Here is a 21,384-nt window from a genome sequence, read left to right on the forward strand (position 1 = left end):
AATGAATAAGATTTAACAGTAGAAGCATACTTATCCTGCAATAATTTTTATGGAGGTTTTTGTTGTTAACCTTCAGATTTTATTAACTACGGATTTCAGGGTTATCAAATCATGGATTTGATATTCACGAAAGGAGTTACTATGCCAAAAGACAGTCAGCCTGATAATAAAAAGGCACGAATGGAAAAAGCAAATTACCAGACACCTATAACCAGAGAAAATCAGAACCAAAACAGAAATGCCAAGAAAAAATCAGCAGAGCATAATGATGTGTAAGTATTTGCTGTTATAAGAAGCAAAGGAGGATTTGACATGGCAAAAGCCGGAATGAGGCGCCCGGACCCGAAAGAACCCCATGGAACAATGGAGCATATAGGATATAAGGGCAAGAAAAATGATGAGAAGCCTGTACCTGAGATTCAAGGTAAAGCGAAAAGCGGTCATGAAAAGGCCAATCCCATAAAATTCGACGGAAAATGGTAGCTAAGAACCTGTAAAAAGAGAAAGTCCTATGGTATTTCCTCTTTATGCTTTGAGAGATAATAACTTTCAAAGTGTAAAGATATGAATATCATAGGGCTTTTTCTGTTCTGTAAAGGTTGAAAAAATGTGTGTTATTGGCAGAGAAATGCAATTGAGGATGATTTAGGGCTTGCAAAGATTATACCCGAGTATTATAATAGGGATTAAATTAGTAGGAATTGAAACAGTAGGAATTAAAAGCTGCTAAAATTATGTAGAAAGGTCAGTGATGTATACATGTCAGAGAAATTACTCGAAATCAAAGGGCTCAGAGTGAGTGTAGAAAATAAGGATATTTTAAATGGATTGAACCTTACGGTGAACAAAGGAGAAGTTCATGTGATTATGGGACCAAACGGTGCAGGTAAGTCTACCCTTGGTTATTCTATCATGGGACATTCAAAATATATAGTCGAAGAAGGAGAAATCCTTTTTGAAGGCGAGGATATCACAAATGAAAAAACGGATGTCAGAGCAAAGAAAGGGTTATTTCTTTCTTTTCAGAATCCGGAGGAATTAACCGGAGTAAGCCTGGAAAGCTTCCTGAGATCCTCCAAAACAGCTATTGAAGGCAAACTGCCTAAAGTAATGGCATATCGGAAAGAGCTGGGTAAGACAATGGAAAACCTGGGTATGGACAGGGAATATGCAGACAGGTACTTAAATGTCGGCTTTTCCGGAGGTGAGAAGAAAAAATCTGAAATCCTTCAGATGCTTACGTTAAATCCCAAACTCGCCATACTGGATGAGACAGATTCCGGGCTTGATGTAGATGCGGTCAAAATTGTCTCCAAGGGAGTTAAAGCCTTTAAGAATAAGGAGAATGCACTTCTTATCATAACGCATAATACTAAGATTCTGGAATATCTGGACGTTGATTATGTTCATATACTTTCCGAAGGTAAACTGACCATGACCGGTGGACCGGAGCTCATTGAGGCAGTCAACAGGAAGGGCTTTAAGGCGCTGCATAAATGACGTAAAGTTATATGGTCAGATAGATAAGCCGTGTGAACGGCGGGAATGAGAGGTAATTATGGAAACAGTGAAGAATAAGACTTATGTTGAAGATGTTAACCGAAGTATATATGACATCAAAGATAAGGTTAATGCCTCCTACAAAGCATCCAGAGGCTTGACATCCGGAATCGTTAATTCCATATCACTTGAGAAGAATGATCCGGCTTGGATGAGAGAGTTCAGGCAGAAATCTTTAAAAATATACAATGAACTGGATATACCTGTATGGGGACCGAGTATTGAAGGACTTCATATGGAGGATATCGTTACTTATGTCAGACCGAATACGCAGATGCAGCTGAAATGGGAGGAAGTACCGGAGGATATCAAAAACACCTTTGAGCGTTTGGGAATACCTCAGGCTGAGCGTACCTCTCTGGCAGGTGTGGGAGCTCAGTACGACTCAGAGGTAGTGTATCATAATGTAAGAGAAGAGGTTAAAAACCTCGGTGTTATCTATACGGATATGGAAAGTGCCTTAAGAGAGCATGAGGAGCTGGTAAAAGAGCATTTTATGAAGCTGGTAACCCCCAGAGATCATAAGTTTGCTGCTCTTCACGGAGCAGTATGGAGCGGCGGTTCCTTTGTGTATGTACCGCCCGGTGTATCCGTTGAGATTCCTCTTCAATCCTATTTCCGACTGAACGCTCCCGGAGCAGGACAGTTTGAGCATACGCTCATTATAGTGGATAAAGGAGCTAACCTGCATTTTATAGAAGGATGTTCTGCACCTAAATATAATGTAGCCAATCTTCACGCAGGTTGTGTGGAATTGTTTGTCAGAGAAGGAGCAAGGCTTCGTTATTCAACCATTGAAAACTGGTCTAAGAATATGTTTAATCTCAATACAAAGCGTGCCTCGGTGGCAAAAGACGCAACCATGGAATGGGTATCCGGCTCCTTTGGTTCCAGAGTATCCTATCTGTATCCCATGAGTATCTTAAAGGGTGAGAATGCTAAGATGGAATATACCGGTATAACCTTTGCAGGTAATGGTCAGAACCTGGATACAGGAGTTAAGGTGGTTCATGCAGCCCCTAACACTTCTTCCCATATGAGTTCAAAGTCAATATCCAAGGATGGCGGAACAAGTACTTTTAGAAGTGCTGTTGTAATGGGCACCGAAGCAGATGGTGCCAAGTGTGCAGTATCCTGCGAATCCTTAATGTTGGATTCCAAGTCACGTTCTGATACCATACCGGTTATGGATATTCGTAATGATAATGTTGATATCGGACATGAGGCCAAAATAGGCAGGATCAGCGATGATACGATTTTTTATCTTATGAGCAGAGGCTTAAGTGAAGCGGATGCCAGAGCCATGATTGTAAGCGGCTTCGCTGAACCTATAGCCAAAGAGCTTCCTTTGGAATATGCACTGGAAATGAATCAGCTGATACGTCTTGAAATGGAAGGCAGTATAGGATAGATAAAAGTTTGTGTCTGCGCTGGACACATAAACTATCGGGATGAAAAAGCAGCGCGGAAATGGGGAAAACGATGATACTGGAATTAAAAGATACCAATAAACTGCCAATGAAGACTTTTCGTTGGCTGGGTGTAAATGAATTAAATATCAAGCAGGAAATTCCGGATATTAAACCTGTAAAGACCTCTGAGCTGACAGGAGAGAACCTTGATCAGCTTGTAATAACAAAAGATAATACTTATTCAATTCAGAAAATTCCTCAGACCGGAATGGGTGAAAATGCAGAAGAATTTATAAGAAATAACCGGAATAGAAAGCTAACCTTAACCTGCCCAAAGGGTAAGAAATTATCAAAGCCTCTGTATCTAAATAATTTGCTGGACAAAGAGAACGCCGCTCTGGCAGAAGAGATATTCATTATGGCAGAAGAGGGAAGTGAAATAACCCTGGTGCTTACTTATGAAGGAAGAGAAGAAGAGCCGTTATTTCATGGCGGTTTATTATATCTTATGGCCGGCAGGAATGCCTTGATAAACCTTATACAGATACAGCTGCTGCCGGATTCCGGCATACATCTGAGCAATATCGGAGCAGAATGCAAGGACGGCGGAAAGGTAAGAATTACCCAGTGCGAATTAGGTGCTGGTTATCTGGCCAGCGGTATTCAGGCGGATCTAAAGGGTGATGACAGCGAGTTCCAGGTAGATACCATTTATTTTGGTGATAAGAACCGTTCCCTGGATTTTAATTATGTGGTCAATCATTATGGCAAAAATTCCAAGAGTGAGATGAATATTAACGGAGCATTACTGGATAGCAGCAGGAAAATATTCAGAGGTACAATTGACTTTAAAAGAGGAGCTGCCGGAGCGGAAGGTGCAGAAGGTGAATATACTCTGCTCTTTGATAAAACCATTAAGAATGTATCTGTGCCTTTGATTTTATGCGGAGAGGAAAATGTATCCGGAAAGCATGCGGCGAACAGCGGAAAAATAGATGAGGATAAGCTCTTTTATATGATGTCCAGAGGCTTAAGTGAAACCGAAGCGAAAAAGCTGATGCTGGAAGCCTGGTTTCATCCGGCTCTTAAAAACATCCCTACAGAAGAATTAAAGGAAAAAGTTAAAAATTATGTGAAGGAGAGGATGAGCCATGTCAGCAGCCTGCAGTAATGTGTATATCAATGACTTCCCATTATTAAAAGGCAAGGGTGAAAAACCGCTGGTTTATCTTGATAATGCGGCTACTACCCAGAAGCCGGAGCCTGTCTTAAAAGCCGTGGAAGAATATTATAAAGAATACAATGCCAATCCCTATAGAGGTCTGTACGATATCAGTGAGAAAGCGACATTTGAGTATGAAGAGGCAAGAAAAGCAGTTGCAGATTTTATAAAAGCAAAAGATTCTGCGGAAATCATATTTACACGAAACGCAACGGAAAGCCTAAACCTTATAGCCTACAGTTATGGCAAAAGCAATATTAAGGAAGGGGATGAAATTCTTATTCCCATCTCCGAACATCACAGCAATTTGATTCCCTGGCAGCAGCTTGCAAAAGAAAAAAATGCAGTATTAAAGTATCTCTATACAGATGAACAGGGGCGTCTAAAGGATGAGGAGATTGAAGAAAAGATAACAGCTAAAACCAAAATCGTAGCTTTTGCCTATGTGTCAAATGTAACCGGTGCGGTTTATCCTGTTAAAAAAATAATTGAAAAAGCACATAGTGTAGGTGCTGTAACCGTTATTGACTGTGCCCAGAGCATTCCTCATTATCCACTGGATGTAACTGAACTTAATGCAGATTTTGCAGTCTTTTCCGGACATAAGATGCTTGGTCCCATGGGAATAGGAGTACTCTACGGAAAAAAAGCACTTCTGGAGGAAATGCCTCCTTTTCTTACCGGAGGGGAGATGATTGATTTCGTATCAGAACAGGAGTCGACCTTTGCACCTTTACCTCAGAAATTTGAAGCGGGAACGCCAAATGTGGGAGGAGCCATAGGTCTTAGAGCAGCAATCGGATATCTCAAAGAGACAGGATACGATAAAATACGAGAAATAGAAGAAGCTCTTACCTCTTATGCTCTTGACAGATTGAGGGAATTACCTTATGTTACTATATATGGCGAAAAATATACAGCAGTCGACAGAAGCGGTGTAATATCATTTAATGTTCAAGAGGTGCATCCTCACGATGTTTCATCCTTATTAAATGCAGATGGTGTCTGTATTCGGGCAGGTCATCACTGTGCTCAGCCTTTCATGAGGTATTTGGGTGCGGCAGCTACCTGCAGGGTATCTTTCTATTTTTACAATACCAAAGAAGATATTGATTTGTTTATAACGAGCTTAAAGAAAGTCAGGGGGTGGCTTGGCCTTGGGAATTGAAAATGTATATTCGGAAATTTTAAGGGAACATGCGAATTCCAATCATAACAAGCATCATCTTGAACATCCTGACAGGACCAAACGGGGCATCAACCCAAGCTGTGGTGATGAGATTGAGCTGGAATTAAAAATTAAAGACGGTATCATAGAAGATGCCTCCTTTGTAGGCAGTGGATGTGCTATATCCCAGGCCTCTGCATCAATTATGATAGACTTGATTAAAGGTAAAAGTCTTAAAGAAGCGGATTTACTTTCGCAGACCTTTACCGGTATGATAAAAAATGAAATTAAAAATGAGGAGGAGCTTGAGATACTGGAGGATGCCATTGCACTTAAGGACATATCCCACATGCCTGCCAGAGTCAAATGTGCAGTATTGGGCTGGCACACTCTGTCAGAGACGATAAATAAGGACAATGAATAAGCTTTCACTGACTGAATGGTCGCTATAACATAACTTGATAATAATATAATTAGTAGGATAATGCCATAGAAGCATGCAATTTGCATCTTTTTATGGCATTTTGGTTATTCTACAAGTTTTTGGCAAAAATAATGACTATGAAAAGTGAGGTGTTCTATGACTAGATTTGATGATATGTATCGTAAGCTAACGAAGGAATATGTTGATGGTAAGGAAAAAGATATAAATTTTGATGAGTATGATCCCCATCAATTGGATTGCCTGTTAAATCCAAAGAAATATCCTCCTATATTGCATTTTGGTGAATGTTCCTGTCCTCCGGATAAGCCTTCCGCCTGCGTAGACAGTTGTATATTTGAAGCAATCAAAAAAGATGAGAACGGAAAACTGATAATTGATAAAGAGCTATGTGCCGGCTGCTGTGCCTGTGTTGATGCCTGTAAGGCTGATAAGCTGACTGCCAGCAAGGATGTACTTCCTGCCCTGACGGCGATCCATGAGGCAAAAGGCCCTGTGTATGCCTTGATAGCACCTGCATTTTTAGGCCAGTTTAACGAAGAGGTAACACCCGGTAAACTTAGAAATGCTTTTAAGTATTTAGGGTTTGAGGGAATGATAGAAGTGGCTTTATTTGCTGATATACTAACCTTAAAAGAAGCATTGGAATTCGATAAAAATATTCTGTCTGAAAAGGATTATCAGCTGACCAGCTGCTGCTGTCCTATGTGGATAGGCATGATTAGAAGAGTCTATAAAGATCTTATGCCCCATGTACCGGGAGCAGTTTCTCCCATGGTAGCCTGCGGACGAACCATTAAAGTACTGCATCCGGAGGCAATCACTATATTTATCGGACCTTGTATTGCCAAGAAGGCAGAAGCAAGAGAAAAGGATATCAGTGATGCGGTTGATTTTGTCCTTACCTTTCAGGAGGTTCAGGATATTTTTGAGTATGCAGGTATTGACCCAGGTAAAATGGAAGAGAGTGAGAAGGATCATTCCTCAAGAGCGGGCAGAATCTATGCCAGAACCGGCGGGGTTAGTGAGGCGGTAAAGGGTACAGTAGAGCGTCTGAATCCGGATAGGAAAATTCACGTGAAAACCAGGCAGGCAGACGGGGTACCGTCCTGTAAGCAGATGATCAATGAGCTGCTGGAGGGAAATGGAAATGCGAATTTTTTTGAAGGAATGGGTTGTGTAGGCGGCTGTGTAGGCGGCCCTAAGGTTATGATTGACAGGGAAGAGGGACGAAAACATGTTAATGAGTATGGAGACAGTGCGGCTTACCCCACTCCCATTGATAATCCTTATGTAATTGAACTGCTGCATCGTTTAGGCTTTGATACGGTAGAGAGTCTTCTGGAGCACAGCGATATATTTACGAGAGAATTTTAAGTTATATAAGCTGATTGATTTATTGTTTTACTCATCAGAAATAAACAGTTATCAGGAGGTACTATCTGGAGGTATTTAACAAAATACAGGTGAGTTTTTAAAATGTCCTGCATGGATAGTTAAAAATATAACAAACATACTAATTATGGGGAAAATATACCATTGTATGAAATGTTAGGAAAGAGTAAGAAGTCAGTAAATTCTTTGTAGATTTCTTGTATAGACAAAAAGACTTATGTAAAATACTCTATTAATTAAGATAATATATAAATTTTCTGTAGATTTATTATGGAAAATGGTGTATTATTATTCCCGTGGGTTAAGGGACGCAGGGATTTTATAAGAAGAATTTTATGATAACCTCATTTTCAACGTTAATATGCCATAGAGATTTCATGTGTGGTACAGGAAGATGATAAAATTAAGATTCCGCTTATGCAGAATATTTTCAACAGAAAAAATTAGGTGATTTCGTGGAAATGTAATCTGTATCCAGGGTGATTTGAAATAATTAAAAAATTCACAAGGAGGATTAAGGTATGAGAAAGACCAAAATAATCTGTACATTAGGCCCATCAACGGATAAGGGTGATGTAATGAGAGAATTGGCTCTTGCTGGTATGGACTGTGCAAGATTTAACTTCTCACATGCTGACCATGAGGAGCATTATGGCCGTTTGGTTCGATTAAGACAAATCAGGGAGGAATTGGATATTCCCATAGCGGCTCTGCTGGATACAAAAGGACCTGAGATTCGTATCGGAAAATTTGCAGATAAAAAGGTAAGCCTGGTAAAGGGACAAACATTCACTTTGACAACCAGACAAATAGAAGGAACACAGGATATTGTTTATATAAATTATGAGCATCTGGTAAAAGACATAAGTGTAGGAGCTACCATTCTGATTGATGACGGTCTGGTAGGTATGACAGTTGAAAGCCTTACTGAGACAGATATCATCTGTACAGTTCAAAATGACGGTTCAATTTCTGACAATAAGGGAGTTAACGTTCCCGGCACAAAGCTTACAATGCCCTTTATCAGCCCTAAGGATAGAGATGATATCATATTTGCTATTGAAAAAGGATATGATTTTATTGCAGCTTCTTTTACAAGAAGTGCAGCAGATATTATGGAGATTCGTAAGATTTTTGCAGAGTACAAACATACAGGAACTAACATTATTGCCAAAATCGAAAATATGGAAGGCGTTGAAAACATCGATGAGATAATTGAAGCTGCCGACGGTATTATGATTGCCAGAGGAGATATGGGTGTTGAGATACCTTTAGAGGATGTTCCTGTTATTCAGAAGATGATTATCAAGAAGGTATACAACGCCGGTAAACAGGTAATTACAGCAACTCAGATGCTTGATTCCATGATGAAGAATCCAAGACCTACCAGAGCAGAATCTACTGACGTTGCCAATGCTATTTATGATGGCACCAGCGCCATTATGTTGTCCGGTGAGACTGCAGCAGGATTATATCCTGTGGATTCCCTTAAGACAATGGTACGTATTGCTATTCGTACCGAGCAGGATATCGATTATAAGAAACGTTTCCGTTTACTGGAGACAGAAGAGAATCCAAGTATTACAGATGCCATATCTCATGCAACCTGTACTACAGCTCATGATTTGAATGCAGCAATGATTATAACAGTTACCCAATCCGGACAGACTGCCAGAATGATCTCCAAATACCGTCCGGCATGCACTATTATCGGATGTACTACTGAAAATCATGTTTGCAGACAGCTTAATTTGTCCTGGGGCGTTAAACCTCTCTTGATCAAAGAAGAGCAGGATACCTTTGTTTTATTTGAGCATGCTGTAGCTACTGTAGAAGAAAAAGGCTATTTAAAACATGGTGAGTTAACAGTTATTACAGCAGGTGTTCCTCTTAGAACTTCCGGTACGACGAATATTATTAAAGTTCATATTGCGGGAAACCATTATTAATAAAGGCGGGAGTATATGTCGATTATTACACTTCACACTTTGAATGAAAAGCAAAGGGAAGATATCAATCAACTGATTACTGCCTGCAATGATTATGACAAACTTAAGCGGCTGCCGGTTTTGGAGGAGGGTGACAATTATTATCCCGAACTTAAGAGTTACTATTGCTTCTATCAGAAGGAAGTACTCATAAGTGCCCTGATTCTATATCAACCTTTTCCGGATGAAGCCGAGATATCAGCCTATACCCTGCCTTCCCACAGAAGGCAGGGTTATTTTAAATCTCTTTATGGCAAGGCTGTTAAGGAGCTTAAGAAATTTCATATTTCCATTGCAGTATTAGTCGTTGAAAATAAGAGTATTACCGGTAAGGCTTGTGCAGAAGCATTCAGAGCAAAGGCAGGCAGATCGGACTATTTGATGTCATATGCTATAAAATCTGACAGGGACTATAAAGAGGGGCTTCCGGAGAACTTCACGGTAGAACAGCTAACTGGGAATAACCTTATGGAGGGAATAGAAGTATTCAGGGAAATATTTAAGTGGGAGCAGGATACTGTACAGGAAATGCTGGAACTCTCACTTAAAGCTTCAGATACACTGACCTTTCTTCTGTGTTTAAAAGGAACAGCTATTGGAACTATAAGTCTTCATCTTGGAAGCAAGGATGCCTCCGTCTATGGTTTTGGTATCAGAGAACGGTACCGGGGAGAAGGTTATGGTAAAGTCTTTCTTGTATGGGCTATATCAGCACTAAAGGCTATGGGAAGAGAAAGGGTGGTTCTGCAGGTTGAAAGTGAAAGTGGGGAAGCCTTGCAGCTGTATAAAACTTTCGGATTTGTCATTGCAGAACAATATGATTATCATTATAAGAAGATATAAGAACGCAGCACCGGCAAATGTTGGTGCTGCGTTGCTGTTGTGCGCCTGGCGGCGCACGTTTCTAATGGGTGAAAGTCCCTAGTCTGCCCTAGTAGTGGGAAAGACACAGCCAAGACCAAGGGTGTCGTGGGTGACTGCGAATCTGAAGGAAGGTGGAGGCAAATCTCTGGTCTGACGAACAGAAATCACATCAGGCTACAGTTAAGGATAAGACTGCAATACAAGTTAAAGTCCAATAACTACTCGGAATTAACTGTAGTAAATGTGGCAGATGGATGGAGAGAAAGAAACGTGTGGTACCCAGGGAGATCTCGTCAGCAAGTGAAAACAGAGTATGAAACTTGTAGTAACAACGAATGACGAGAAGTCAGCCGAGGTCATAGTACCATTTCAGTTGCAAATGATATGGGAAGGACTGAACTTTAGGAGGTACAAGCAATGAAAGTAACTGATAGTAGATTTAAGAACAGACAACTTCATATGGAAGACTATCTGCAAATGGTATCTGCGGAACAGAAAGAGGATGCAGAAGTGTTCGACTACGGGAAGATTACTGAAAAGAGCGGTATCATCACAAACTATTGGATGAATAATCTCTTGGAATTGATTTTGCGAAAAGATAACCTCAACAAGGCATATAAGCGAGTGAAATCAAATAAAGGAGCAGGTGGAACGGATGGAATGCAGGTGGATGAACTTCTGCCCTACTTAAAGGAAAACCAAGACACCTTAATTCAAGAGATAAAGGGAGGCAGATTTAAGCCAAACCCAGTTCGAAGGGTAGAAATACCAAAAGAAACAAAAGGTGAGTTCAGAAAGCTTGGAGTTCCAACCGTGGTTGACCGAGTTATCCAACAAGCAATCATACAAGAACTAACGCCTATCTACGAGGAGCAGTTCTCAGAAAACAGTTTTGGTTTTCAGCCGAAAAAAGGTGCACATGATGCACTGAAACAATGCCAAAAGAATGTAAACGAAGGCTACGTATATGTGGTTGATATGGATTTGGAAAAGTTCTTTGATACCGTATGCCAGAGTAAGCTGATTGAGGTATTGGGAAGAACCATCAAAGATGGCAGAGTTATCTCTTTGATACATAAATACCTCAATGCTGGAGTGATAACAAAAGGGGTGTTTAAGAAAACAGAGGTCGGCATGCCACAAGGTGGACCATTAAGTCCATTGCTAAGTAATATCATGCTAAATGAGTTGGACAAGGAACTTGAAAGCAGAGGACATAGGTTTGTCCGATACGCAGATGATTGCATGATTTTCTGTAAAAGCAAAAAGAGTGCAGAAAGAACCTTGGAAAACATCATACCATTCATTGAGAAAAGGCTATTTCTGAAAGTGAATAGGAAGAAAACGCAAGTCGCGCACATCAGTAAAGTTAAATATCTTGGATATACATTCTATAGATATAGAGGTAAATGCAGATTTAGAGTACATCCGAAATCCGTAACAAAGATGAAAGACGCAATACGAAATCTGACAGACCGAAACAATGGCATGAGCAACACAGCGAGAGAAGATAAATACCAACAGTTTGTGAGAGGATGGATAGAGTACTTTAAACTCGCAGATATGAAGAATCTTCTAAAAGGCATAGATGAATGGGCTAGACGCAGAATACGAGCGGTCTATTGGAAACAGTGGAAGAAAATCAAGACAAAGTACAGAATGCTTAGAGCCATAGGATGTGAGCATTGGAGAGCCAAAGAACTTGCCTGTAGTAGAAAAGGGTACTGGCGCATGGCGCAAGTGCTGAACCAGATATTTTCTAATAAAATAATAGCCAAGCTAGGATATACATCCATGCTTGACTATTATCTGATAGTTTATGAAAACTAAAGAACCGCCGTATACGGAACCGTACGTACGGTGGTGTGGGAGGTCGGTAGATAAAATAATTATCTACCTCCTACCCGATTGGAGAAAATTACTGATTGGCAGGTTCCTTTATAAAAGGAAAAAAATATAAAAAGAGTATTACGATCTAACTTCCTGATTTCCGTAAGAGTAACAAGGGACTTGGCAGTGGCATATGATAGGTTAAAAGAATACTTTGAGGCTATCTATGGCTAGTCGAATAATTTTGGATGCCGGACATGGCGGATATGACAACGGGGCAGTATATTTTGGGCGTATGGAAAAACACGATAACCTTGACCTGACACTGGAAATAGGTGAAATACTTAATAACAACGGAGTGGACGTACTGTATACCAGAGTAGAGGATGTCTATGTATCACCCTTGGAAAGAGCATATATGGCTAATCAGGAAGGTGCAGATTATTTCGTTTCTATTCACAGAAATTCAAGCCCTACACCCAATACTTACAGCGGGGTGCAATCGCTTGTATATGATATGGAGGATCCTTCGGCTGTGCTTGCGGCAAATATCAATCAGGAACTGGAGGAGGTTGGGTTTTCAGACCTTGGTATAACAGTTAGAACAGATCTGGCAGTTCTGCGAAGAACAGATATGCCGGCTGTATTAGTTGAAGTGGGATTTATTAATACAGATTCAGATAATGCTCTGTTTGATGAAAGATTTGATGAGATTGCGTATGCAATAGCAGCAGCGATTATGGATACTCTTGATGGGAATGCGGACGTTGATGAAGGGTATTCAGAGGATGACACTTATAGCGATGAGGATATGTATAACGGAAATACCCAGAATGGTAATTATCAGAATGAAAATTACCAGAACGATACTGGCAGAAATAACAGCAGTTCACAGAACGGAAATTATCAGAACAATAATGGCAGAAATGGCAGTTCACAGAACAGAAATTATCAAAATGAAGAGAACGGGAATGGGAATACCCGGAATGGAAGAGGTCAGGAACGTAACAACCAGGATAATAGCGGTATGAATGAAGAATCTGAAACAGATACAGAATACAGAGAAGGTGAAAATGGTGAACAAGCGATTTATCACATTCAGCTTGGTTTGTTCAATGATATTAATAATGCCAACAACTTGATCAGAAATTTGATGGAGAACGATATACCGGCTGATATCATAAGACAGGGTGAGGTTTATGCTGTAATCACGGGCAGGTTTAGTGATCTGGATGAAGCTGCCAGGGAAGAGGAAGTCTTAAGACAGATGGGTTATAGCACTTTAATTGTAAGAGATGGCAGACGTTAAGTTAAGCTGCCTTTAAAAGTTTTGCCGGTTCTGCCTGCGTAACTCTGGGTTTCTCTGATAGCGTATTGTTCTCAAAACCGGCAAATTTCTTAAAAAGTCAGTTTTAACGAAACATATACAGAACACCAACATAAGTTAGTAGTAATTATTGCATAATTCTAAGCTGTTAAGAATTAAGCCATGCCAAGGAGCCGGTATGATATGAATGAGTGGGAAAGACATACGATAATAAGTGAGGCATTTGCTGATTTGGTTGTGGAATACAATAATAATCTGCAGTTTTTTGAACGCTATCATGAGTATACTTATAATCTGATAAATGAGAATTACGCAGTGGTGCACATACCGGTTAAGGATTTTAATGAAAATGCAGTTCAGGAATTCGGTTATCATATCTTGCCCAAATGTTTCGGTCTTACCGCTTTTCTTACGGGCAGAGCAGAAGGAGTCAGTGCACATAGCGTAAATACCAGTGAAAATTCAGGTGCTGGAATTGTAATTGGGATTATAGATACGGGTATAGACTACCGGAATCAGATCTTTATAAGAGAGGATAATACAACGAAAATTGAACTGATCTGGGATCAGACAATTGTAAGTAATAATTATCCCAAAGATTTTTATTACGGTACTGAATATACAGCAGCCGAGATCAATAGGGCTTTGGCTTCCAATAATCCATTGGATATTGTTCCGTCTATTGATTTGGTTGGGGAAGGCACTGCGATGGCAGGAGTTGCTACAGGGTTATCGGATAATATTATTGATGTTTTGGGAGTAGTGCCGGGAGCCAGTCTTGCTGTTGTGAAATTGAAACAAGCAAAAAGTTATTTGATGGATTTCTACGGAATTCCAAAAGATGAGGTTTGCTTTCAGCAAAATGATCTAATGATGGGGATTGAATATCTGATCAGAGCATCAGAAAGACTGCAAAAACCCGTTGTTATCTGTTTGGGGTTAAGTTCTTCCCAAGGTTCTCATAAAGGGGAAGATATCATATGTAACTACATTAATGAAAACACCAATAAACCTGGAATCTGTATCCTGCTGGCGTCAGGCAATGAAGGGGATCAAAGCCATCATTATTTCAGGTTGCTGACCCCGCCTTTCAACTCCGATACGGTATACTTAAATGTCGGGAAAGAAGATAAAAATTTCACGGCAGAAATGTGGGGAGTTCTTCCGAGTCTGCTCAATGTAAGGCTTATAGCACCAAACGGTGAAATTATATATGACCTGAAGTCTGATTTTGCTTCTCAAAGAAATATAAGTATCATGTATCATGATATGGTGGTTTTTATAGATAGTTATAATAGTGAGGCATACTCAGAACAGCAGCTTATCATGTTCCGGTTTCGTAATATGACAGATGGTGTCTGGCAGTTTATCGTATCCGGTACAGATAATCTGGAAACAGAATTTCATATGTGGCTGCCTATAAGAAACTTTATTTCAGAAGAGACATTTTTTTATAATGCCGACCCCTATACAACCATCTCCGGCCCTGGGAACGCCGATTTTCCCATAACAATCAGTGCCTATGAGCCGGTTAATATTACTCTTGCCCCATTTACCGGCAGAGGTTTTACTTCCATGAATCTGCCGAAGCCCACGATTACGGCACCTGGTATAAATCTTCTTGCCCCGACCCTTCATAATACCATAATACCGATTTCAGGAACCTGTCTGGCAGTTGCATATGCAGCGGGAATCTGTGCGGGACTGCTGCAAGAAGGATTAAGCCAAAATGACAGCCGGTTTGTGACTACAGCTGCCATTAAAAATAGTTTGATGATCAATGCTGTCAGAAGGCGGGATATGAAATACCCCAACAGAGATTGGGGTTATGGGTATATACAATAAATAAATTACCAGCTTTTTGTTCCTGTTACGACTTGCATTTATATTACACATAATTCAGAACCAGCATTTTGAAGGAAAGCCGATAAATTTTTGCTAGCCGTGAGTATAATAATACTACCGGCTTTTTTTTGATTCTATAGAAAGGCAGTGTTAAAGCCTATTGGAGAGAATAAAAGAAAAGTTTAATAAATTTTTTTGTTAAAATGTTGCAAACTAGTTCTAAATACTTTTATTTTTCATTAAACTATGATATTATATTTATAACAGAAAAACAAGTTTATATCAAAAATCGTGATATAAAAGGAGCAGTGATATTGAGTAAAATTATCAGGCTTGATTTAGATGATACAGAAAAAATGGCACTTACTGCCAAGGCCTTGTCAGCAGAAATAAGGCTGGAAATATTAAAGCTTTTGTGCAGAGGTAATTATAACATCAATGAAATAGCAGAGCAGCTAAATCTTCCTCAGTCTTCTGCTGCAACACATGTTAAGCTGTTGGAAGAGGCTGGACTCATAGCAACGGAACTGGTTCCGGCAGTAAGAGGTTCTATGAAAATATGCAAAAGAGAATTAAGATCTCTGGAACTGAACATGGAAACTAACCGGGAAGAGGATTCGGAAGTTATAAATATGCCCATAGGCAATTTTGTTGACTATTATGTGGAGCCAACCTGTGGCATTGTAAATGAGAAGAACCATATCGATGAGGAGGATGAACCCAGGTGTTTCTATAATCCGGGTCGAACCGGTGCCAAACTTTTATGGTTTGGTAAAGGATATGTGGAGTATCGTTTCCCTAATTATCTGCTGACCAGCAGACAGATTAAACGTATGGAGATATCCATGGAATTGTGTTCCGAAGATCATGAGTTTAATCTAAACTATCCTTCTGATATTACACTGTGGATTAACGGTATTGAAGCAGGTACCTGGACTTGTCCGGGAGATTTTGGGGGAAGAAGAGGTAAATACAACCCTGCCTGGTGGCCTGATAAAAATTCCCAGTTTGGAGTTTTAAAGACCTGGAAATTATCAGAGGAGGGAACCTTTATTGATGATATGCCGGTTAATAATAGAACAATCGACACATATGAACTGGCTGCCAACGCTTATATATCCGTAAGACTTGGTATTAAAGAAGATGCGGTCCATGTAGGCGGTGTTAATTTATTTGGAAATGGCTTTGGAGATTATCAGCAGGATATTAGAATGAAACTGGTTTTTTGATATTAAGTGCAAGTCTTGCAGATTGTTTTAAGCAGGAAAAAAGCAGAAGGGCATTATAAAACAATTTGATATTAATAAATAACAGGAGATAAGAGCCTGATTTTAAGTGTGCTGGAGCATACAGATAGGAGTTTACAATGAAGAAGGAATTATTATCAAGTTTTCAGGAAGTATTTGGAGGCAGTGAACCGGAACTGTTTTTTGCTCCGGGTAGAGTTAATTTAATTGGAGAGCATACAGATTATAACGGCGGACATGTGTTTCCCTGTGCACTGACCATAGGTACTTACGGAGCAGCAAGAAAAAACGGAGAGAAGGTACTAAGATTCTATTCCCTGAACTTTAAAGAGCTTGGAGTAATCAGCGTATCACTTGAAGGCCTTACCTACGATAAGAAAGATGACTGGGCTAATTACCCTAAGGGAGTTATTAAGACTCTGCAGGAAAGAGGATTCGTAATAGATGAAGGTATGGATCTCTTATATTTCGGTAATATACCAAATGCCTCCGGATTATCCTCCTCTGCGTCTGTGGAAGTGCTTACAGGTTTTATTGCAAAAGAGCTTTTCGGACTGGATATCAGCCTGATAGATATCGCTTTGGTAAGCCAGTATGCCGAAAACAACTTTATTGGTGTTAATTGCGGTATCATGGATCAGTTTGCCATTGCAATGGGCAAAAAAGATCATGCCATATTCCTGGATACCAGCGATCTGGCTTATGAGTATGCACCGATCAAACTTGAGAATGCAAAGATTGTTATCGCCTGCAGCAACAAGAAAAGAGGACTTGGCGATTCCAAATACAACGAGAGAAGACAGGAATGTGAAGATGCTCTTGCAGCTCTGCAGACCAAGCTGGACATTAAATCTCTTGGTGAACTTACAGAAGAAGAATTTGAAAAGAACAAAGATTTAATCGGTGATCCCATCCGTACACAGCGTGCAAAACATGCAGTGTATGAAAATCAAAGAACTGTCAAGGCAGTAAAAGCCTTGGAAGCTGGAAATATATCCTTGTTTGGAGAACTGATGAATGCTTCTCATGTATCTTTAAGAGATGACTACGAAGTTACAGGTATAGAGCTTGATACACTTGTAGAAGCTTCCTGGGCACAGGAAGGAGTAATCGGAGCTCGTATGACAGGAGCTGGTTTTGGGGGATGTACGGTAAGTATCGTAGAAAACGCATATGTTGATGCCTTTATCGAAAATGTCGGTAAAATCTATGAAGATAAAATCGGTTATAAGGCTGATTTCTATGTAGTTGAAGTGGGAGATGGCCCTGTAAGGTTATAAGGAATAGAATAAAATTGATCTCGTTTAAAAGCGTATGCCGCATAAGGGCGGAGGAATGTGAGGTAAAGTATGACAGTTTTAGTATTAGGTGGAGCCGGCTATATTGGTTCCCACACAGTGTATGAATTAATTGACAAAGGCGAAGATGTGGTAATCGTAGATAATCTGGAAACCGGCTATAAAGAAGCTGTTCATCCGAAAGCCAGATTCTATCAGGGGGATATCCGTAACAGAGAATTCGTTGACAAGGTATTTGAGAAGGAGAAAATTGATGCGGTAATTCATTTTGCTGCCAACTCACTGGTTGGAGAGAGCATGACCAATCCTCTTAAATACTACGATAATAACCTGAACGGCACGAAGGTACTCTTAGAATCCATGATAGCGCATGATGTGAAGAAGATTGTATTTTCTTCAACTGCTGCAACCTACGGAGAGCCTGAAAAAGTTCCCATTCTGGAAACTGATAAGACAGAGCCTACCAATTGCTATGGCGAGACCAAGCTTTCCATGGAGAAGATGTTCAAATGGACGGATAAAGCCCATGGACTAAAATATGTATCACTTCGTTACTTTAATGCCTGCGGTGCACATAAGAGCGGTGAAATCGGTGAGGCTCACAATCCGGAAACTCATTTAATTCCTCTTGTTCTTCAGGTTCCCAATAAGAAAAGAGAAGCCATAAATATCTATGGTGATGATTATGATACAAAAGATGGTACCTGTGTAAGAGATTATATTCATGTAACGGACTTAGCACAGGCTCATATCCTGGCTGTAGATTATCTGGTAAAGGGTGGAGAAAGTGATATCTTTAACCTGGGTAACGGCGTTGGTTTTACCGTTAAGGAAATCGTTGAAGCTGCAGAAGAAGTAACAGACTCTAATATACCAGCTGTTATAACCCCCAGAAGAGCAGGAGATCCTGCCAAACTAATTGCCTCCAGTGAAAAAGCGAAAAAAATCCTTGGCTGGAAACCTGAATTTGAAGATGTTAAGGAAATCATTGCAACTGCCTGGAAGTGGCACCTGAGTCATCCAGAGGGTTATAAGACAAAATAAACAGTTATGTTTATAGTGCATATTAGGGTATCTGAAGATTGCTTGTGCTGTGCTGAGTGTTCAGAACGTGCAATGGGTTTTCAGACGTACCCTAAGTAAGAACGAAAGAAAATTAGAAAATGAAAGGTTGCCGGAAAATTCTTTTGTTCGTTTTATTTATGGCAGTATCGCAGGTTTCTCTGTGATATGCAATGGGTGTAAAATATGATTAATGAATATATAAAAGCATTGACTGAGTATGCATTGGCTGCAGGTTTAATTGAGAAGCAGGATAAGTACTATACCATAAATAAGCTTTTGGAGGTCCTGGAGCTTGAGGAGTATGAAGAGCCTGATAAGGATACCACTGATATGGATCTAGAAGAGATATTAGAGGGAATTCTTAATTTCGCCGTTGAAAAAGGTTTATTAAAAAGCGACAGTATCGTTTACAGAGATTTGTTCGATACAAAGGTAATGGGACTTCTGGTTCCTTCACCCTCCCAAGTAATTAATACATTTAACAGTCTTTACAGGGAAGACCCTAAAAAAGCTACGGACTATTACTACAAACTCAGCCAGGACTCCGATTATATCAGAAGATACCGGATTATTAAGGATATCAAATGGGTAACGGAAACCGAATACGGCGATATGGATATAACCATTAATCTGTCTAAACCTGAGAAAGATCCAAAGGCCATAGCAGAAGCCAAGTTAAAGAAACAGAGCGGATACCCTAAGTGTCTCCTCTGTGTGGAAAACGAAGGTTATGCCGGAAGAGTAGATCATCCTGCCAGACAGAATCATAGAATAATACCCATTACTATTAATAAGCAGGGCTTTGGTTTTCAGTATTCACCCTATGTGTATTACAACGAACACTGTATTGTATTAAATAGTGAACATACCCCTATGAAGGTCGATAAACTGGCTTTTCAGAAACTCTTTGATTTTGTAAAATTATTTCCTCATTACTTTGTTGGATCTAATGCAGATCTTCCAATTGTAGGCGGCTCCATTCTTACCCATGACCATTTCCAGGGCGGTAATTATGAATTTGCAATGGCTAAGGCACCCGTTGAGAAAGAATTTAAAATAAAAGGATATGAGAAGGTTCAGGCAGGGATTGTTAAGTGGCCTATGTCTGTTATCAGGCTTCGCGGTGAAGAACCTGAGGAACTAGTGGAATTGGGTGACCATATCTTAAAGGCCTGGAGAAGTTATACTGATGAAAGCGCTTTCGTATATGCCTTCTCAGATTTAGAGGGAAAACTTCTAACTGCAGCAGAAGCGGAAGGACTGATGAAAGCTGGTAAGGAATTAGAACCTCATAACACAATTACACCAATAGCCAGAAAGAAAAATGGATTATATGAATTTGACCTGGTGCTTCGAAATAATGTAACAACAGAGGAGCATCCTCTTGGGGTCTACCACCCTCATGGTGAGCTGCATCACATTAAGAAAGAGAATATCGGACTTATAGAAGTAATGGGTCTTGCTGTACTTCCGGCACGCTTGAAGGATGAGATGGAAGAGCTTCGTGAAGCAATCCTGTCCGGAAGAGCTATCTTAGAGGAGGAGGCTATCTATAAGCATAAGATATGGATGGAAGAATTCCTGCCCAAGTACCCTTCGGTTACTGCTGATAATATAGAAGAAATCCTTCGACAGGAAATCGGTATAGTATTTATGAAGGTGTTAGAGCATGCGGGAGTCTATAAACGAAATGCTGAAGGCCAGAAAGCTTTTGAAGGATTTATCCATTATATTAATAAGTAAGAGATAATTTGAAGGCCAGAAGGTTAGTATTTCATAAGGGACTGGAAGCTGCAAAATAAATAGTAAACCCCATACTGTTATTTCGTGAATTAGTAATCCTTGATATAATACCAATAGAGGCTTTAACATAAAAGACATATCTCACTGCCACATCAGGGGTAAAATAGATATGTCTTTTATTATTAAAGGTTTAAAAACTTAAACTAACTAATATTGGTTTACATGGTGAAGCTTTTTTATTCTTTTGTTTCTCAACTATTACAATTGGTATCTGGCGCCTATTGCAAGATATATTTGCTGACTTTTATTTTGCTATTATAGGGACAAAGGTATCTGTAAGATGATAGCCCATTCTTTTCTTAAAGATTCGAGGTGTTACAATATGTGACATGGTATACCTTGTTATTTTGTCATTGCAGGGAGTAGAAAGTTCGAAACATTTACTGTCATTAATCCATTTACTGATTTCTTCTTTTGCTGATTTACAGTCCTCTTCTGTATCTTTTGAGGTTACAGCAGCATAAAGACCGCCGGGGAATTCGGTAAGAGCATAGTCGCCAAAATCGTAACAATCCTTTGGTACTGCAAAGATCCATTCCATATAATTTTCTTGTTCGTTGTACAGCATAAAGTCCCGGGGAGTTATGTAATCCTTGGAGTCAATCGCCGACCACCAGCGATCAAATTTATCAAACTCCTCCATTGTGGTGATAGGACCTGAACTCACCACCTTTAATCTGGGAAAATCAATAACACGTACATACTGCATAAACAATCTCCTTTCAGTAAATTCATTCTTTATAAGATCATCCTTGTATTAATGATATTTCCTGCTCTGCTATGGCCTTCGGCCATCGAATTATCCCGGTATCTTTCATATTGTATAGCACTAATTAGAACACCGGTGTTAGACTTATTCCAGTTATTTAAGTTTTTATACTTTAAATATTTTATATGTATAGTATAATTATATAGCAT

At 39.8% G+C, this 21,384-nt stretch carries 18 protein-coding genes; 17 read left to right on the forward strand and 1 reads right to left on the reverse strand.

From position 1 onward, the window contains the following. Positions 1 to 141 precede the first annotated feature (141 nt). The 17 genes from BR73_RS29640 to galT all read left to right on the forward strand — a co-directional run bounded on the left by BR73_RS29640 (position 142) and on the right by galT (position 20,406). Complete coding sequence (locus BR73_RS29640) at positions 142 to 276, forward strand: hypothetical protein (protein ID WP_278248529.1); 135 nt, start codon at positions 142 to 144, stop codon at positions 274 to 276. 36 nt (positions 277 to 312) lie between these two features. Next, positions 313 to 483, forward strand: a complete 171-nt coding sequence (locus BR73_RS29140; RefSeq protein ID WP_197032667.1) for a hypothetical protein — start codon at positions 313 to 315, stop codon at positions 481 to 483. A gap of 276 nt (positions 484 to 759) precedes the next feature. Beyond that, entirely contained in the window at positions 760 to 1,500 is a 741-nt protein-coding gene (gene sufC, locus BR73_RS0113810) for a Fe-S cluster assembly ATPase SufC (protein ID WP_033166003.1), read from the forward strand. 67 nt (positions 1,501 to 1,567) lie between these two features. Beyond that, entirely contained in the window at positions 1,568 to 2,971 is a 1,404-nt protein-coding gene (sufB, locus tag BR73_RS0113815; RefSeq protein WP_033167442.1) for a Fe-S cluster assembly protein SufB, read from the forward strand. Positions 2,972 to 3,030: 59 nt separating this feature from the next. Next, positions 3,031 to 4,143, forward strand: coding sequence for a SufD family Fe-S cluster assembly protein (locus tag BR73_RS0113820; RefSeq protein WP_051685204.1), 1,113 nt, complete (start codon positions 3,031 to 3,033; stop codon positions 4,141 to 4,143). Then, positions 4,124 to 5,362 (forward strand): cysteine desulfurase, encoded by a 1,239-nt coding sequence (locus BR73_RS0113825; protein WP_033166004.1) that lies wholly within the window; start codon positions 4,124 to 4,126, stop codon positions 5,360 to 5,362. Before BR73_RS0113820 ends, BR73_RS0113825 begins: the two co-directional genes overlap by 20 nt. Further along, positions 5,352 to 5,786, forward strand: coding sequence for a Fe-S cluster assembly sulfur transfer protein SufU (gene sufU, locus BR73_RS0113830; RefSeq protein WP_033166005.1), 435 nt, complete (start codon positions 5,352 to 5,354; stop codon positions 5,784 to 5,786). The genes BR73_RS0113825 and sufU overlap by 11 nt, the downstream gene beginning before the upstream one ends. 156 nt (positions 5,787 to 5,942) lie before the next feature. After that, positions 5,943 to 7,181: a [Fe-Fe] hydrogenase large subunit C-terminal domain-containing protein gene (locus BR73_RS0113835; RefSeq protein WP_033166006.1), complete on the forward strand. Its 1,239-nt coding sequence runs from the start codon at positions 5,943 to 5,945 to the stop codon at positions 7,179 to 7,181. Positions 7,182 to 7,720: 539 nt separating this feature from the next. Then, positions 7,721 to 9,148 carry a pyruvate kinase gene (gene pyk, locus BR73_RS0113840; protein ID WP_033166007.1) on the forward strand — a complete coding sequence of 476 codons (1,428 nt, stop codon included), beginning with the start codon at positions 7,721 to 7,723 and terminating at the stop codon, positions 9,146 to 9,148. A 15-nt stretch (positions 9,149 to 9,163) separates the two neighbouring features. After that, a complete protein-coding gene (locus BR73_RS0113845; protein WP_033166008.1) occupies positions 9,164 to 10,030 on the forward strand; it encodes a GNAT family N-acetyltransferase in 867 nt (288 codons plus the stop codon). Positions 10,031 to 10,468: 438 nt separating this feature from the next. Beyond that, on the forward strand, positions 10,469 to 11,881 hold the full coding sequence (gene ltrA, locus BR73_RS0113850; protein ID WP_033164476.1) for a group II intron reverse transcriptase/maturase: 1,413 nt from the start codon (positions 10,469 to 10,471) through the stop codon (positions 11,879 to 11,881). Positions 11,882 to 12,107: 226 nt separating this feature from the next. Continuing rightward, on the forward strand, positions 12,108 to 13,190 hold the full coding sequence (locus BR73_RS29785) for an N-acetylmuramoyl-L-alanine amidase (RefSeq protein WP_051685205.1): 1,083 nt from the start codon (positions 12,108 to 12,110) through the stop codon (positions 13,188 to 13,190). Between the two features lie 201 nt (positions 13,191 to 13,391). Next, positions 13,392 to 15,053 (forward strand): S8 family peptidase, encoded by a 1,662-nt coding sequence (locus BR73_RS0113860; protein ID WP_033166009.1) that lies wholly within the window; start codon positions 13,392 to 13,394, stop codon positions 15,051 to 15,053. A 308-nt stretch (positions 15,054 to 15,361) separates the two neighbouring features. Then, the gene (locus tag BR73_RS0113865) at positions 15,362 to 16,282 is read left to right on the forward strand and encodes an ArsR family transcriptional regulator (RefSeq protein ID WP_242860675.1); all 921 of its coding nucleotides are present in this window, start codon (positions 15,362 to 15,364) and stop codon (positions 16,280 to 16,282) included. A 137-nt stretch (positions 16,283 to 16,419) separates the two neighbouring features. Then, complete coding sequence (locus BR73_RS0113870) at positions 16,420 to 17,580, forward strand: galactokinase (RefSeq protein WP_033166011.1); 1,161 nt, start codon at positions 16,420 to 16,422, stop codon at positions 17,578 to 17,580. A gap of 69 nt (positions 17,581 to 17,649) precedes the next feature. Next, a complete protein-coding gene (gene galE / locus BR73_RS0113875) occupies positions 17,650 to 18,642 on the forward strand; it encodes a UDP-glucose 4-epimerase GalE (RefSeq protein ID WP_033166012.1) in 993 nt (330 codons plus the stop codon). 204 nt (positions 18,643 to 18,846) lie between these two features. Beyond that, positions 18,847 to 20,406: a UDP-glucose--hexose-1-phosphate uridylyltransferase gene (gene galT, locus BR73_RS0113880; RefSeq protein ID WP_033166013.1), complete on the forward strand. Its 1,560-nt coding sequence runs from the start codon at positions 18,847 to 18,849 to the stop codon at positions 20,404 to 20,406. A 304-nt stretch (positions 20,407 to 20,710) separates the two neighbouring features. On the opposite strand, the gene BR73_RS0113885 is transcribed toward galT, so the two are convergent. Then, positions 20,711 to 21,175 carry a hypothetical protein gene (locus tag BR73_RS0113885; RefSeq protein WP_033166014.1) on the reverse strand — a complete coding sequence of 155 codons (465 nt, stop codon included), beginning with the start codon at positions 21,173 to 21,175 and terminating at the stop codon, positions 20,711 to 20,713. Positions 21,176 to 21,384: the final 209 nt, after the last annotated feature.

Origin of the sequence: Clostridium sp. KNHs205 (assembly GCF_000702945.1) — a bacterium.
Taxonomy (GTDB): Bacteria; Bacillota; Clostridia; order Lachnospirales; family Lachnospiraceae; genus Anaerocolumna.